Genomic DNA, 14,441 nt, shown 5'->3' on the forward strand with positions numbered 1-14,441 from the left:
TTCAGGTTCAGGCGGTACCGCTACATCCAATTTATTACAGATACGATCTACTCTCCTCATTCACAGGTGATAGGTATTCAATGGCTGAGATCTTCTTCATAGCCAGTGATGAACGTGCACTCGATCTTATCGAGAGCCTGCGCATCCAGTCTCCGAAAAGCCTTACCTTCGAGACGGACCTCCCCAGTGCCATCAGGAGGTTGCCCAAGGAGCACCCGCACTACGTTTTCATCCAGAGCAGCCTCGATGGCATTCCCGGAGAGGAGATCGCCACCCAGGCCAGGGCGCTGATCGCTGACCCTTCCGTGCAGTTGGTCCTGCTCGAGGAAGACGAGTCGTCCGGACGCTCCCCTGCAGGGTTTGTTCGCTCCTTCAGCCTCAACCTCCCCACCGCACGCCTGAGCGAAGAGGTGATGCAGCTGCTGACGACGGAAACAATTTCCGGGGCGCCTTCCAGCGCCCCTGCCGATCTTTCCGATCTCTCCGACCTTGCCGACCTCCCCGACCTTTTCACGCTGGATGACACCGCCGAATTCGAGATCCCTGACTTCGACGATGCCGGGTTCGAACCGCACCTCGCCCCCTTGTGGCCGGACCAGCCGGAAGCCGTGACAGAAAAGGGAGCGGCGCTGGATCAGCCTGCGGCCAAAGAGTTTGAAGCCCTTCACAGCGAGGAGATCGGCTTCTTCGTGTCCGAGCCGTCGTCCCTTCGGCTCTCGCAGCAGGAGCCCGCACCTACTGCGCCGGTCATCCCGGGCACCCCGGTTGCCCGGGTCGCGCCGGAGGCTCAAAAAGAGCCCGCGCAAGCAGTGCCGGAGGTCCCGACTGCCCAGGAGCCGCCCCAGACGGGAAAGGCGGCGCCCCCCCCTCGTAAGCCCTTGTACCCTACCCCCGACCAGATCTACCGGAAGCCGCCTGAACTATGCGGAGACGCGCCGGAAGAAGGTGACGCTGCACCCGTCTCCGGCGCTGTGACCGGCAGCAACAGGCGCAACCTGGCGAGCGTTGCCGTGCTCGGGATAGTGGTCGCTTTGGGCGTCGTCTTCTGGCAGCGCTCGAAACCGGAACCGGTGCCGCCCACGCCGCGCCCGGCACCGGCCCCGGCGGCCGTGGCGCCCGCCCCCCCTGCGCCCGCTCCCGCACCGGCCACGGAACAGGCGGAAAGCAAGCTGCCCGGTTTCGTCCCCAAGGTTCCCGCCGACGCGGCCTATGCTGCGGCTCATCCGGGGTGGGAGCTCTACCGCGGAGACCGGAAGCAGTTCAGGATCTACCGGGAACAGGGGAAGGTCAGGGCCATCCAGGTGCTGGCCGAAGGGGACGGCGACCTCAACGAGAACCTGCCGGGAAGCTTCTTCAAGGAGGCGACCGGGGGGGACCTTCCCGGTAAAGCCGGGGCAAGGGAGCAGGACGGCCTGGCCATCGAGACCAGGAAGGCCAAGGACGGCGCCGAGATCGCGATCTACCGCGAGAAGGCCAACAGGCGCATCCGGGGGCTCGTGTTGCAGCTCCCGGACAAGAGACAAAAATGAGGCACCACCACGACAATCTACAGTTGATTTCAGTTTCAGTCATGCCGTCGCATACCGCGTCAGCCAATTTTTCCGGGAGTTTGCATGCTGGTTAGTCTCGACAAGAAGCAACTGGGCCTGGCCCTGATCCTGCTGGGCGCTTTTCCGTTAACCTCTCATTCCATCGACAAGAAGTTCGAGATTGAACCAGCCGCCCTGGCCAAGAAGTACCCCATGCCGGCTCCCGCCCCGAAAACGAAGCCGGTCCCCAAGGCCACGGGGACGGTGGCCTACAAGGTAAAGCGCGGAGACTTCCTGTACCGGGTGCTGGCCAGGGAATACGGCATCACGGGCGACCGGGCCGACGCGGTGGCCCGCAGGGTCCAGGCCGCCAATCATCTCACGGACATCCGCAGACTGCGGGTGGGCGCGACGCTCCTGATCCCCATCGATGCGACCGAGCAGGTCGCCAGGCCGAAGCCGCGCCGCGCCGTCAAGGTCGCAGCCGCCAAACCGGGCAGGATCGCACCGCCCGCGGTAAAGGGCGCCACCATGATGTTCTTCAAGGCCCCCGCGACGCAACCGGCGGTGCCGCAGGCTTCGGTATCCAGCACCGGGGGGGTGCAGGACGCGGCGCAGGTCTGGCCGCAACTGGTCCCGAACGCCCCCTCCAGCAAGGCCCAGCTCGATTATCTCTCCAGCGCGTTCTCGCTCTCGCTCGACCCGGAGCGCTACCCGGTGCTGGCGGCCCAGGACGGCGGCGCCATCCTCGTCGATGCCGGCGCCACGCTCCCGCCGCTGGTGAAGTCGCTGCTCCAGGAGAAAAACCCGCAGTTGAGCGTGGTTTCCGAGCGTCCCGACAATCCCCGCGCCTTCTACCGCGCCCTGCTGACCGCCGCCCGGTTCTATTCCTTCGAGGAGGACTTCCTGGTTGACTTCGGCACCGACTGCAAGGTCACCGTCCAAGCCGACTTCAAGATAGAGAAGAGCCAGGACAGCCTGCTGCGCCAGGACATCACCCTGCTCAAGGTCCCCGGCAAGCGCCCCGCCACCCCGCAGGCGCTGGTCCGTCTCCTCAGCACGCACGGCTTCAAGCTGGTGGAGACCCCCTCGACCGCCCCCATCATCACCGGCAGGCCTGACGACAGCGTGCTGTACCAGATCCCCGAGAAGGACCCGAGGGGAATCGCGGACGCGCTCCTGGAAGCGCTCGGGATCCGGTTCCAGGCCGACAAGAGCATCGACCTCTACGCGGGCGACAACAACGGCGTCCGGCTCGAGATCCCCGTGTACCGCTACTTCGAGAAGAACGGCAGGCGTTACGTGCTGGCACGTTTCCAAGGGGATCCGCTCGGCGACTCGCTCACGAACCTCCTGGAGGGCAAGGGTTACCAAGTCATCGCGGTCCAGGATCACGACGACCTGCAAAGCCTGTCCGACAAGTTGCTGAACCGGCTTGATATTGCCGGACGCTACGGCGACCAGGAGCTGTGGTCGCTTTGGGAGAAGGGATACGGGGTGCGCATGCCCGGCGTGATGCTCAACGACGCGAAGGGGGGCAGGATCTTCATCACGGATCGCAAGGTCGATCCGCTGGTGCAGGAGCTGGCAAAATTAAACGGCTACCGGCAGGAAACCCGGTAGCCGTTCGGAGACGACCTCAACACGTTGCGCACATCTCAGCGGCCGGGCTAGTCCCGGCCGAGCTGTTTGTAGGCGTTTTGCAAAAGTTCCATCTGGTCACGGTTCATGATCGCCAGGAACCACTTCTGGTACGACTCGGTGAACTGCACCACCTTTTCCATAGTGATGCGATCCAGGGTGCGTTCCAGATCCATGGCAAGCTGAAGGGCCTCCCGTACCTCGGGGGGCTCTTGCCTTACCAGCTCCAGCGAGGCACGGACCTTGGCGAGAATCTCTTCCGCCTCCGTCAACTCCAGATGCACCCCTTCTATCACGTCGTCCAACGCCAGCTTCCCGACCAGGGCCATGAGCCTGGCCCGGTTTTCCCGCTCCAGGGCGCTCTTCAACCAGATGTAAAAGATCTCCCGCTCGTCCTTGAAGAGGTTGGCGAAGTAGTGGTAGAGCTCGGCGCAGGCAAATTCCGCCTTCTCGCACACCCCCAGGACCTGGCCGGCACCTGCCGCAACTCGAAACGCTATCGCGTCTTGCATCTTAAAACCCTCCCGTTCAAAAACGACAATAAATACATACCGTTACACAACAATCTACCACGTCCCGCCCGAGTCACAACTCTAGCGGCAGGATCTATGATGGAGCTTGGTGCTTCAGCAACAGGTACCCCGCGAAGTTGCGGTGTCTTGTGTGGGTCTGGAAGGGGGCGGAAGAGGCGGCTATTTACTCCCCGGACAGGTGCAGAAAACAGTCCGCGCGGTACAGGGAGGCATCCGCGGCGAACCTGGAACGAGGAAACTTGCGCAAAAAGTCGTTTAAACGGGCCAGCGCCTCGCGGTAGTCATGCTCGAGGTAGGCGCGCTGCGCCCCCTGGAACAGCTCCTGTTCGCCCGGCTTGGCCGGTGCCCTCTCGAGGGAGGCGGCCTTTTTCGGGACCGCCGCTCGGCGAACGGCATGGCTATTTTTCGTTTTAGTCTCTCCTGACTGTCCCGGAGGTACCGGGACCAGCAGCTTGTCACCGGGATGGATCAGGTCCGGGTTCTTTATCCTGTTGAAGACGAGCATCTCGGGGAAGTAGTCGGACACCCCGATGTGCTTCCGGGAGAGCTTGGCAAGCGTGTCGCCTCGTTTCACCGTCACCGTCCGGACCAGGACCCCGTCCTTCGGTGATGCCGGTGCCTCTGCGCCGCTCGCCTCCTTGGGAGTGTAGAGCAGCATCTCTTCCGCATGCCCGGCGGTGCCGCAGGCAAGCAGAACGAGACTGCCGAGGGTGACGATGATGCGTTTTGCCATCTCAGTACCTGTTCCCGAGGAGATCCTGGTAAGTCAGCGAATTCTTCATCTGCACGCTGGTGCCGACGGCGATACCCGGTTTCACCCGATAGGTTACCTTGATGTTACGCTTCTCGCCAGCGCCGAGCTCGTCGAAGCGCCAGACGTACACCCCGTTGTCGAACCTGCTGAAGGAAGGATCTGCCGCAACCAGTTCGAGCTGCACCGGGAGGGCGCTCTGCAGGGTGACCTGCTTGGCCATGTTGGAACCGCGGTTGACGCAATTGAGTTCCAGCGATGAGACCTCGCCCGGCTTCAGCTTCCCGCCGCGGGCGGCGAGGCTCAATTCAAGCACCGGCCGGGAGTAGGCCAGTTGCAGGTTTACGGCCGCGGAGCGATCGGGTGCATTCTCGGACTCGAACCGGACCGAAGCGGAAGCAGCGGCACCGTCGGCCGCGCTTGCCGGGGTCTCGATCTCGAAGATGACATAAGCTTCTTCCTTGGGGGAGAGCGGTCCGACATGGTTGATGATCGGTTCGCTGCTCTGCCGTTTGCCATCCCGGTTCACGTCCTCGTAGAACTTATACGTGGAGTTGGCAGGCGCGCTCGCCCTGATGGAGAAGACTTCCCTGACGTTGCCGGTGTTGGTGACGATGAGCGGGACCGATACGGTCTGCCCCGGGATCACCACCACTTTTCCGGCGCCGGTCCTCGCGGTCACGCCGCTCACCCTCTGGACAACAGTGGTGGCAGATACGAAGGACTCCTTCTTGTCGAGTTCACCGTTCAGGATGTCGGCCCTGACCATCAGCTCCTGGTCTGCCAGCGCCTCATCCTTGAGGCGGAAGGTGACGTTGACGTCGTGGCTCTCGCCTGACTTCAGCCTCATGCCGTCCATGACCAGGGCGCCCGCCTCCTGTTTGGCTCCGGAAGGCAGACCGACCGGCTCGTACTGCGGCGGATAGTTGAGCCGGAAGGTCACACCGCGAGCTGGAGCGCTGCCTATGTTGAGCAGGGAAATGCGGTAGGAGACCTTCTCGCCCGGTAACAGCTTGGTCTTATCCGTCTTCACCACGCCCCTGAGCAGCGGCGCCGAGGTTGCCAAGGCGATCTCCCTTGTCTGGGAAGCCTCTTTCGCAAAGGCGGAGGTGACCTTGACCGGGTAGCTGTTCTTCTGCCCGTCGATATTGCCGCGCGGGATGGTGCCTACTGCAAGCGCCCTGAACTTCTCACCAACGGCAAGAGTCGGAGTTTTAGTAATGGCAACATCCGGGTTGGCGGCAGCGGCAAAATGGAAGCCGTACTCCGGCGGGAAACCGGACTCCAGGGAGAAACTGTCGCTGCCGTTGCCGGCGTTGACGATCACTAGCGGGATCGCGAACGGCTTGCCCGCCTCCAAGCTCTCGGCGGCAGGCCCGAGTTCGACATTGACGTCGGCAAACTGGGCCACTTCGATTTCGAAAACCTGGGTTACCTCGCCTGGCGCGGCAGTCGTGCCCGTGCCCTTGATGGCCGGGTACTGGATGCCCATCTGCAGCAGTTTTGCCGATGCGTTGGACGCGGCCGAAGTGCCGGGGTAACAGTCGATGACATCCTTGTAGCCTGCGATCGCCTTCTTACGAAGAGCGGCCGACTTCCCCTTTTCCGCAGCCGGCTTTTTGGCTTTGGCAACCTTCTTCGCCTCGGCCTTCTGAGCAGCAGCCTTCTGAGCAGCAGCCTTCTGAGCAGCAGCCTTCTGAGCAGCAGCCTTCTGAGCAGCAGCCTTCTCAGCAGCAGCCTTCTCGGCAGCAGCCTTCTCAGCAGCAGCCTTCTCGGCAGCGGCCTTCTCGGCAGTGACCTTCTCGGCAGCGACCTTCTCGGCAGCAGCCTTCTCGGCAGCAGCCTTCTCGGCAGCGACCTTCTCGGCAGCGACCTTCTCGGCAGCGGCTTTTCCGGCAGCCTTGTCTATCGCAGGCTGCGCAGCGGCTTTCGGCGCTGTGGGGATGGGCTGACCCTTCTGGTATTTATCAGCGAGTTGGAGCAGTTCGTCCTCCACGGTCGCTTTCAGCGGGCTCTCGGGATAGTCGTGGAGGAACTGAGCCATGTATTTACCGGCTTCGGCGTTGTTGCCAACCTTGTAGTTGGCCCTGGCAAGCCAGAAAATCGCCATATCCTTGAGGGGCGTATCCGGATACTTCTTGAGCAGCCCCGACATGTTGTCGATCGCGGCTTTATAGTCTCTTTTCTGATAGGCATTGAACCCGGTGATGAAGATCTGAGAATCGTCAGAATCGAGAGAAAAGGCGGGCGCGGGCATAAGAAGCGCTATGAGAAGCAGGACCGCTGGAATTTTCGAGAATGAGGCACGGAAAATCTTGTAAAGATGCACGTGATAAACCTTTCCGGGCATAAGGTATAAAGCGTTGAACGTGTCGGAAAGTATCATCATAGACAACTATTGTCAACGCAGAATGCCCCGGCCCCGAATCCCCGTCAAACCTGTGTTTGCAGTACTTTGTGGACGTTTACAGGAAGGAGGCGAAGAGGGACTCCGGACGAGACGAGAGGTCGCCAGGAAGCTGCGGCTTGAATCGTTTTCACTTTACCTGCAAGACGATTTCAGCTACAGAGATCTAGCCGAGCCATGGCAGGCACAACTCATCAATCGGGTACTAATGACACGTCTTATTCTCATCGGCATCTGTTCCGCCCTCTTCTTCAGCAGCACCTTCGTGCTCAACCGCGCCATGAGCCTGCAGGGCGGTCACTGGATCTGGACAGCAAGCCTGCGTTATTTCTACATGTTCTTCATGCTGAGCCTTTGGCTGGTACTCGCCGGGAAGTCGCGCCTGCTCAAGGGCATCTTCTCAGCCTTCCGGAGCAACTGGTGCTTTTGGACCATGGCCGGCAGCATCGGGTTTGGCGTGTTCTATGCGCTGCTCACCTTCAGCTCGTCCTTCGCCCCCGGCTGGGTCGTAGCGACCACCTGGCAAGCGACCATCCTCGCGACGCCGCTGGTGCTGCTGCTGTTCGGCAAGCGTGTACCGATGCGGGGGATCGTATTCACGGCCTTGATCTTCATCGGCATCGTCCTGGTGACCTGCGAACAGGCGTCAGCGGCATCGATCCGGGAGACGCTACTCGGCGTGCTCCCCGTGCTGGTGGCGGCCTTCGCCTACCCGCTGGGGAACCAGTTGATCTGGGAGGCGCGCCACGGGAAGATCGCCAAGTTCCCGGAAAGCAGCGCGGCCGTTCTCGACGACAGCGTCGCCCGGGTGCTGATCATGGTGCTCGGATCGATCCCGTTCTGGATCGTGCTGACGCTTTTCGTTCAGCCGCCGCCCCCATCGGGAGGGCAGTTGATCAACACCGCCGTGGTCGCCGTCCTCTCCGGCGTCATAGCCACCACCCTCTTCTACAAGGCGCGCCACCTGGCGAAGACGCCTTTCGAGCTCTCCGCCGTCGACGCCACCCAGTCCACCGAGGTGATCTTCTCCCTGTTGGGCGAGATCCTGTTCCTTGGCGGAGCCTGGCCGGGCGCAGCCGGGATGGTCGGCATAACGCTTTCGCTGGTCGGGCTGGTGCTCTATGTCAGGTCACAGACGTCGGCGGATTGAAACAAGCGGCGCACGCCGCTCCTACTACCAAGAAACCGGAGGTCGAGATGGCAATCAAGGAAGGTTGGCGCGGCAGGTTCTTCGAGGATTTTGAGGTAGGTGACATCTACCCCCACCCGCTGGGGCGCACCATCACCAAGACGGACAACATCTGGTTCACGCTGCTTACCCAGAACACGGCGCCGATCCACTTCGACCAGCACTACTCGGCGCAGACCGAGTTCGGAAAGCCGCTGGTCGATTCAACCCTCACCCTGGCCATCGTCACCGGCCAGAGCGTCACCGACATTTCCCAGAACGTCTTCGCCAACCTCGGCTGGGACGAAGTCATCCTACCCAACCCGCTCTTCGAGGGAGACACCCTCTATTCACAGTCCGAGGTGCTGGCCAAGAGAGAGTCGAAGTCGCGCCCGAACCTCGGCATCGTAACGGTCAAGACCACCGGTTTCACCCAAAACGGCGACATCGTCATCAGCTTCAAACGGACGCTGATGGTGTACAAAAAGGGGCACGAACCCAAGATCGCCCGGCTGGAGCCAAAGGCTTAGCTAATTGACATCGTTGGCATTTTTGACTACGATCCGACGCTGAACAAATCATGAGGGAGGCACGTTTATGAGTAGCAAACCGACCAGGGAAGCGGCCTGGAAACTGATCGAGGAATACCTGCCCAGCGACCAGATGAGAAGGCACTCCCTCGCGGTGGAAGCGGTGATGCGCCACATGGCGAAGAAGTACGGCGAGGATGAAGAGATGTGGGGCGTGATCGGCCTCGCGCACGACATCGACTACGAGCGCTACCCCGAAGCACACTGCCACAAGGCGCCGGAGATTCTCAAAAACGCGGGATGGCCCGAGGGGTACATAAGGGCCGTCGTTTCCCACGGCTGGGGGATCTGCAGCGACGTCGAGCCACAGACGAACCTCGAGAAGACCCTCTTCACCATTGACGAGCTGACCGGGCTCGTGGCGGCCTCAGCGCTGGTGCGCCCGTCGAAGAGCATCCTGGACCTTCCGGTGAAGAGCGTGACCAAGAAGTGGAAGGACAAGGCCTTCGCCGCCGGCGCCGACCGCTCCATTATCGAGAAGGGAGCCGCCATGATGGGAGTCGAGCTGAACGAGCTGATCGCCGACACCATAGAAGGGATGAAGACCGAGGCCGAGGCCATCGGGCTCAAGGGGAATCTGTAGCAACAGCAGGATGTACAGCGCCTCTGCCCATACGTCCCGGACAGGAGGCCTCGAACGGCACATGTAGGGGCGAATAATCATTCGCCCGCCTTCCCGCCTCCCGGCGCTCTCGCCTGGACAATCGCCGGGGCCAGTGCGCAGGGCAAATAATTATTTGCCCCTACAGCATCGCGAGGAAAACTGTACAATCCACACCTGAAAGGAGGATCACCCATGTCCGCATTCCGCCCCCGCGGTCCCAGGAACGTGACGCCCAAAAGCGCCGAGGAGATCGACGAACTGGTGCGCAAGATGCGCGGGGAGCAGCAGCGCCCCGAGAACTACCGGGAAAAGTCGCTCAAGCTTCATGGCTGGATCTGCGCCAAGTGCGGGCGCGAGTTCGAGCTCGCCAACCTGCACCTTTTGACCGTGCACCACAAGGACGGCAACCACAACTACAACCCGCCCGACGGCAGCAACTGGGAAAACCTCTGTGTCTACTGCCACGACGACGAGCACAGCCGCACCATCCTGGCGGATTACCTGGAGGGGAAGGACAAGAAATGAACAGGGACAGGGATGAAGCGGATAAAGGGTTGCGTCAAAGAGGATTCAGTAGTCTTTGCCTTTATCCCTTGTATCCCTTTCATCCCTGTTAGCCTTTATCCCTTGCCCCCCCTTCATCCCTGTTTGACAAAATCCCGCCGCTAATCCTACAATGCGCCGTTAATCTCCGGGCCCCACCCGCCTGTCATTCGCCCCAAAGGAAGGAAACACCAAATGCTGCACCTGAAGAAACTCTCCAAGGATTTCGCTGGCAAACCGCTTTTCACCGAGATCAACTGGCACCTGAAAAAGGGCGAGCGCGTGGGCCTCGTCGGCGAAAACGGCGCCGGCAAGTCCACCCTCATGCGCATCATCGCGGGCGAGGTCGAAAGCAGCAGCGGCGAGATCCAGATCACCCGCGGCGGGACGGTCGGCTACCTGCCGCAGGACGGCATCGTCGCCAAGGGACAGCCCCTCTTCGCCGAGGTAATGACCGCGCTGTCCGAGCTGCAGGATATCGAGAGAGAGATCGCGGAGTTGACGGCCCGCCTGGAACGCGAGCCCCACGACGCGCCGGGGCACGACCAGCTCCTGGACCGCTTCGGCCACCTCCAGGAGGAGTTCCGCCTCAAGGGGGGGTACGCCATGGAGAGCGAGGTGGGGAACGTCCTCACCGGCCTCGGCTTCTCTCCGGCTGACTGGGAGAAGGAATGCGGCGAGTTCTCCGGCGGCTGGCAGATGCGCATCGCGCTCGCCAAGCTGCTCCTCAAGAAACCGAACGTCCTGCTGCTGGACGAGCCGACCAACCACCTGGACATCGAGGCGCGCAACTGGCTGGAAGGGTACCTGCAGGGCTACCCCTACTCGGTCATGCTGGTTTCCCACGACCGCTTCTTCCTGGACCAGGTCTGCTCCCGGATCGCAGAGGTCTGGAACCACGCCATCACCGACTACCACTGCAACTACAGCAACTACCTCGTGCAGCGCGAGGAGCGGGTCTCCGCCCTGCGCGAGGCCAAGCGGCGCCAGGACGAGGAAGTGGAGAAGATGGAGGATTTCATCTCCCGCTTCCGCTACAAGGCCGACAAGGCCGCCATGGTGCAGTCGCGCATCAAGCAGTTAGAGAAGATCGAGCGCATCGTGCTACCCCCCGAGCGCAAGAAGATCCATTTCCGCTTCCCCACGGCCCCCAAAAGCGGCAAGACCGTGATGGAGCTCTCCGGAGTGGTCAAGGCCTACGGCAGCAACGTGGTGCTGAACCAGGTGGATCTGACGGTGGAGAGCGGCGAGAGGATCGCCCTCGTGGGGCATAACGGCGCGGGGAAATCTACCTTGATGCGCGTGCTGGCCAACGCCGACGTCACCTCCGGCACGGTCAAGGACGGCCACAACGTCATCAAGGACTACTTCGCCCAGGACCAGGCCCAGGAGCTGGATGCCTCCCACTCGGTCTACGACGAACTGTTCGCCGACGCCCCCTACGACATGGTGCCCCAGCTGCGCGACATCCTCGGGGCCTTCCTCTTCTCCGGAGACGACATCCACAAGAAGGTCGGTGTCCTCTCCGGCGGCGAGAGAAACCGCCTCGCGCTGGCGAAGCTTTTGCTGCGCCCCGCCAACCTGCTTTTGATGGACGAGCCTACCAACCACCTCGACCTGTTCAGCAAGGACGTGCTCCTCGAGGCGCTCAAGCACTTCGGCGGCACCGTGGTCTTCGTCTCCCACGACCGACACTTCATCGATGGACTGGCCACCCGCGTGGTCGAGGTCGGCGGCGGCAAGCTGGAGAGCTTCTACGGCGACTATGAGTACTACCTGGAAAAAACCGCCGGAGCTGCCGGGGCACCGGGGCAGGACGGCCTGGGGCGGCTCACCCCCGCGAAGGGGGAGGATAAGCCGGCGGCGCCGGTAGAGGAGCAACCCGATCAGCGCCTGTCCCGCCAGCAACAGCGCGAGATGGACAAGCAACGCCAGAAGGAGGAGCGGGCCCGGGAACGCAAGCTGGCGGAGATCGAAGAAAAGATCGGGGCGAAGGAAGGGGAACTGGCCAAACTGGAGGAGGAAATGGCCGAGCCCGAGTTCTTCGCCGACCACGAGGCGGCTCGCGTTGCCGGCGAGCGCCACGCTCAGCTCAGCTCCGAAATCGCCGCGCTGTACGAAGCATGGGAGGCTATCTAAACAGGCAGTTCACGGTTGACAGGGGGCGCTTCTCCAGTAATCTTTAACAATTCGCGCCCTCAACCAAGTATCTGGAAATACTGCCATGACAGAGAATATCACCATCAACATGCCGGAGATCGTCCCGCTGTATCCCCTGCGGGAGATCATTGCTTTCCCCTACATGGTCTTCACTATCTTCCTGAAACAGGAAGATATGCCCCCCTTCGAGGAGGCGGTGCTCTTCAACAATCTGGTGGCCCTGGTGAAGCTGAAACAGGAGCCGACCGGCGAGTTGTTCTCTGCGCTGCACGAGATCGGGACCCTGTGCAAGGTGGTGCAGATCAACAAGCTCGCCGGCGGCGGCGCCAAGGTGGTCCTCGAAGGCGTGATCCGGGTCCGGTTGCTGGCCATCGTGCAGCAGACCCCGGTGGCGCTGTCGCGCCTCGAGCCGGTTCGCGAGTTCGCCGAGAAGTCCATGGTCTCGGAGGCGCTGGTCGGCAGCCTCAACGCCCTTTTGAAAATCGCCCTCTCCTACGGCCGTCCCCTTCCCGACGACGTGATGAAGATGATTGACTTCATCGACAACCCCGCGCGCCTCTCAGACCTGGTGGCGCTCTACCTGAACCTTCCCATCGACGAGCTGCAAAAGCTCCTGGAAACCATCGATCCGCTGGAGCGGCTGAAGAAGGTCTACATGCACCTGACCAACGAGGTGCAGCGGCTGCAGATCAAGGGAGAGGTGCAGGCCGAGGTCACCAAGAAGGTCGGCAAAAGCCAGAAGGAATTCCTGCTGCGCGAGCAGATGAAGCAGATCCAGGAGGAGCTCGGCGAGGAGGATTCGCGCCAGGGCGAGACCAACGAGCTCAGGAGCAAGATCGAGAGCGCCAACATGCCGGAGGACGTCCGCAAGATCGCCGAGAAGGAGATGAGGCGGCTGGAGCGGATCAACCCCGCCTCCCCCGAGTACACGGTCTCCCGCACCTACCTCGACTACCTGACCACGATCCCCTGGCAGAACAGCACCCCGGACAACAAGGACATCAATCAGGCCGAGGCGGTGCTCAACGAGGACCACTACGACCTGAAGAAGGTGAAGGAGAGGATCCTCGAATACCTGGCGGTGCGGACCCTGAAGGACAAGATGAAGGGGCCGATCCTCTGCTTCGTCGGCCCCCCCGGGGTCGGCAAGACCAGCCTGGGCAAGTCCATCGCCCGTACCCTCGGGCGCAAGTTCATCCGCATCTCGCTCGGGGGGATGCGTGACGAGGCTGAGATCCGCGGGCACCGGCGCACCTACATCGGCGCCCTCCCCGGCCGCATCATCCAGGAGATCAACCGCGCCGGCTCCAACAATCCCGTCTTCATGCTGGACGAGGTGGACAAGATCGGCGCCGACTTCCGCGGCGACCCGGCCAGCGCCCTTTTGGAGGTGCTGGACCCGGAGCAGAACTTCTCCTTCACCGACCACTACCTCGACGTCCCCTTCGACCTGACCAACGTGATGTTCATCACCACGGCCAACCAGCTCGACCCGATCCCGGCCCCCTTGAAGGACCGCATGGAGGTGATCACCCTCTCCGGCTACACCGACGAAGAGAAGCTGAACATCGCCAAGAAGTACCTGATCGCCCGCGAAGTCGAGGAGAACGGGCTGGCCAACATGGTCCCGGAATTCACCGACGAGGCGATCTACCGGGTCACCCACGATTACACCCGGGAGGCAGGCGTCAGGAACCTGCAGCGCAGCATCGCCTCCATCTGCCGCAAGATCGCCAAGGAGGTTGCCCAGGAGAAGCCGCTGCGCACGCTGGTCGACCCCGCCACGGTGGCCGAGCTCCTCGGCCCCCCCAAGTTCTTCGACGAGGTCGCCTCCGAGAAGGACCGGATCGGAGTCGCCACCGGGCTCGCCTGGACCGAGAGCGGCGGCGACATCATCTTCGTGGAAGCAACCAAGATGAAAGGGAAGGAGGACCTGATCCTCACCGGGTCGCTGGGCGAGGTCATGAAGGAGTCCGCCCGCGCCGCCCTCTCCTTCGTCAAGGCCAACTGCATCGAGCTCGGCATCGAGAAGAAGGCGTTCGACGACACCACGCTGCACATCCACGTCCCCGCCGGAAGCATCCCGAAGGACGGCCCTTCCGCCGGGATCACCATGGCCACCACCATCGTGTCGCTCTTCTCCGGCCGTCCGGCCAGGCGCGATGTCGCCATGACCGGCGAGATGAGCCTGACCGGCCGGGTGCTCGCCATCGGCGGGCTGAAAGAAAAGGTGCTCGCGGCGCGGCGCGCCGGGGTGAAAAAGGTGCTGGCTCCGGCCAAGAACAAGAAGGACCTGGACGACATCCCGGAAAACGTGAAAGAGGAGCTGCAGTTCTTCTTCGTCGAGGATATCCGCGAGGTGTTCGCGCAGGCCCTGAAGTAGGCGTACCGCCAGGTTTCGCACTCCCCCCAATCCCGCGGGAGCACCTCCCGCGGGATTTCCTGTCTCTTAGCCCCTTGCGCTTCAAAAGGACAAATGTTATCTTTTTTCTCGCTTCACATTAAAACCACCAAG

11 protein-coding genes are annotated in these 14,441 nt (G+C 62.0%); 8 read left to right on the forward strand and 3 right to left on the reverse strand.

The genetic code is table 11. From position 1 onward, the window contains the following. The first annotated feature begins 80 nt into the window (after positions 1-80). A complete protein-coding gene (locus KOM00_RS02570; protein ID WP_216497272.1) occupies positions 81-1,529 on the forward strand; it encodes a hypothetical protein in 1,449 nt (482 codons plus the stop codon). An 84-nt stretch (positions 1,530-1,613) separates the two neighbouring features. Then, positions 1,614-3,152: a type IV pilus assembly protein FimV gene (locus KOM00_RS02575; RefSeq protein WP_216497273.1), complete on the forward strand. Its 1,539-nt coding sequence runs from the start codon at positions 1,614-1,616 to the stop codon at positions 3,150-3,152. 47 nt (positions 3,153-3,199) lie between these two features. On the opposite strand, the gene KOM00_RS02580 is transcribed toward KOM00_RS02575, so the two are convergent. The 3 genes from KOM00_RS02580 to KOM00_RS02590 form a co-directional block, all read right to left on the reverse strand. After that, the gene (locus KOM00_RS02580; protein WP_216497274.1) at positions 3,200-3,682 is read right to left on the reverse strand and encodes a rubrerythrin; all 483 of its coding nucleotides are present in this window, start codon (positions 3,680-3,682) and stop codon (positions 3,200-3,202) included. 184 nt (positions 3,683-3,866) lie between these two features. After that, positions 3,867-4,436: a LysM peptidoglycan-binding domain-containing protein gene (locus KOM00_RS02585; protein WP_216497275.1), complete on the reverse strand. Its 570-nt coding sequence runs from the start codon at positions 4,434-4,436 to the stop codon at positions 3,867-3,869. 1 nt (position 4,437) lies between these two features. Next, entirely contained in the window at positions 4,438-6,840 is a 2,403-nt protein-coding gene (locus tag KOM00_RS02590; RefSeq protein WP_216497463.1) for a histone H1-like repetitive region-containing protein, read from the reverse strand. 229 nt (positions 6,841-7,069) lie between these two features. Here KOM00_RS02590 and KOM00_RS02595 point away from each other — a divergent pair, with 229 nt between their 5' ends. The 6 genes from KOM00_RS02595 to lon all read left to right on the forward strand — a co-directional run bounded on the left by KOM00_RS02595 (position 7,070) and on the right by lon (position 14,309). Then, positions 7,070-8,011 carry a DMT family transporter gene (locus tag KOM00_RS02595; RefSeq protein ID WP_216497276.1) on the forward strand — a complete coding sequence of 314 codons (942 nt, stop codon included), beginning with the start codon at positions 7,070-7,072 and terminating at the stop codon, positions 8,009-8,011. Positions 8,012-8,058: 47 nt separating this feature from the next. Next, positions 8,059-8,559, forward strand: coding sequence for a MaoC family dehydratase (locus KOM00_RS02600; RefSeq protein ID WP_216497277.1), 501 nt, complete (start codon positions 8,059-8,061; stop codon positions 8,557-8,559). Positions 8,560-8,626: 67 nt separating this feature from the next. Continuing rightward, positions 8,627-9,202: an HDIG domain-containing metalloprotein gene (locus KOM00_RS02605; protein WP_216497278.1), complete on the forward strand. Its 576-nt coding sequence runs from the start codon at positions 8,627-8,629 to the stop codon at positions 9,200-9,202. 213 nt (positions 9,203-9,415) lie between these two features. Further along, positions 9,416-9,748 carry a YajD family HNH nuclease gene (locus KOM00_RS02610; protein WP_216497279.1) on the forward strand — a complete coding sequence of 111 codons (333 nt, stop codon included), beginning with the start codon at positions 9,416-9,418 and terminating at the stop codon, positions 9,746-9,748. Positions 9,749-9,961: 213 nt separating this feature from the next. Further along, a complete protein-coding gene (locus KOM00_RS02615) occupies positions 9,962-11,905 on the forward strand; it encodes an ABC-F family ATP-binding cassette domain-containing protein (protein WP_216497280.1) in 1,944 nt (647 codons plus the stop codon). An 85-nt stretch (positions 11,906-11,990) separates the two neighbouring features. Further along, positions 11,991-14,309 (forward strand): endopeptidase La, encoded by a 2,319-nt coding sequence (gene lon / locus KOM00_RS02620; RefSeq protein ID WP_216497281.1) that lies wholly within the window; start codon positions 11,991-11,993, stop codon positions 14,307-14,309. The last annotated feature ends 132 nt before the right edge of the window (positions 14,310-14,441 follow it).

It is taken from the genome of Geomonas diazotrophica, assembly GCF_018919385.1.
Classification (GTDB): Bacteria; Desulfobacterota; Desulfuromonadia; order Geobacterales; family Geobacteraceae; genus Geomonas; species Geomonas diazotrophica.

What these genes read in the sequence shown, in the direction of transcription:
- KOM00_RS02570 (WP_216497272.1), top strand. Translation starts at nt 81, where the DNA reads ATGGCTGAGATCTTCTTCATAGCCAGTGATGAACGTGCACTCGATCTT.
- KOM00_RS02575 (WP_216497273.1), top strand. Translation starts at nt 1,614, where the DNA reads ATGCTGGTTAGTCTCGACAAGAAGCAACTGGGCCTGGCCCTGATCCTG.
- KOM00_RS02580 (WP_216497274.1), bottom strand. Translation starts at nt 3,682, where the DNA reads ATGCAAGACGCGATAGCGTTTCGAGTTGCGGCAGGTGCCGGCCAGGTC.
- KOM00_RS02585 (WP_216497275.1), bottom strand. Translation starts at nt 4,436, where the DNA reads ATGGCAAAACGCATCATCGTCACCCTCGGCAGTCTCGTTCTGCTTGCC.
- KOM00_RS02590 (WP_216497463.1), bottom strand. Translation starts at nt 6,840, where the DNA reads ATGATACTTTCCGACACGTTCAACGCTTTATACCTTATGCCCGGAAAG.
- KOM00_RS02595 (WP_216497276.1), top strand. Translation starts at nt 7,070, where the DNA reads ATGACACGTCTTATTCTCATCGGCATCTGTTCCGCCCTCTTCTTCAGC.
- KOM00_RS02600 (WP_216497277.1), top strand. Translation starts at nt 8,059, where the DNA reads ATGGCAATCAAGGAAGGTTGGCGCGGCAGGTTCTTCGAGGATTTTGAG.
- KOM00_RS02605 (WP_216497278.1), top strand. Translation starts at nt 8,627, where the DNA reads ATGAGTAGCAAACCGACCAGGGAAGCGGCCTGGAAACTGATCGAGGAA.
- KOM00_RS02610 (WP_216497279.1), top strand. Translation starts at nt 9,416, where the DNA reads ATGTCCGCATTCCGCCCCCGCGGTCCCAGGAACGTGACGCCCAAAAGC.
- KOM00_RS02615 (WP_216497280.1), top strand. Translation starts at nt 9,962, where the DNA reads ATGCTGCACCTGAAGAAACTCTCCAAGGATTTCGCTGGCAAACCGCTT.
- lon (WP_216497281.1), top strand. Translation starts at nt 11,991, where the DNA reads ATGACAGAGAATATCACCATCAACATGCCGGAGATCGTCCCGCTGTAT.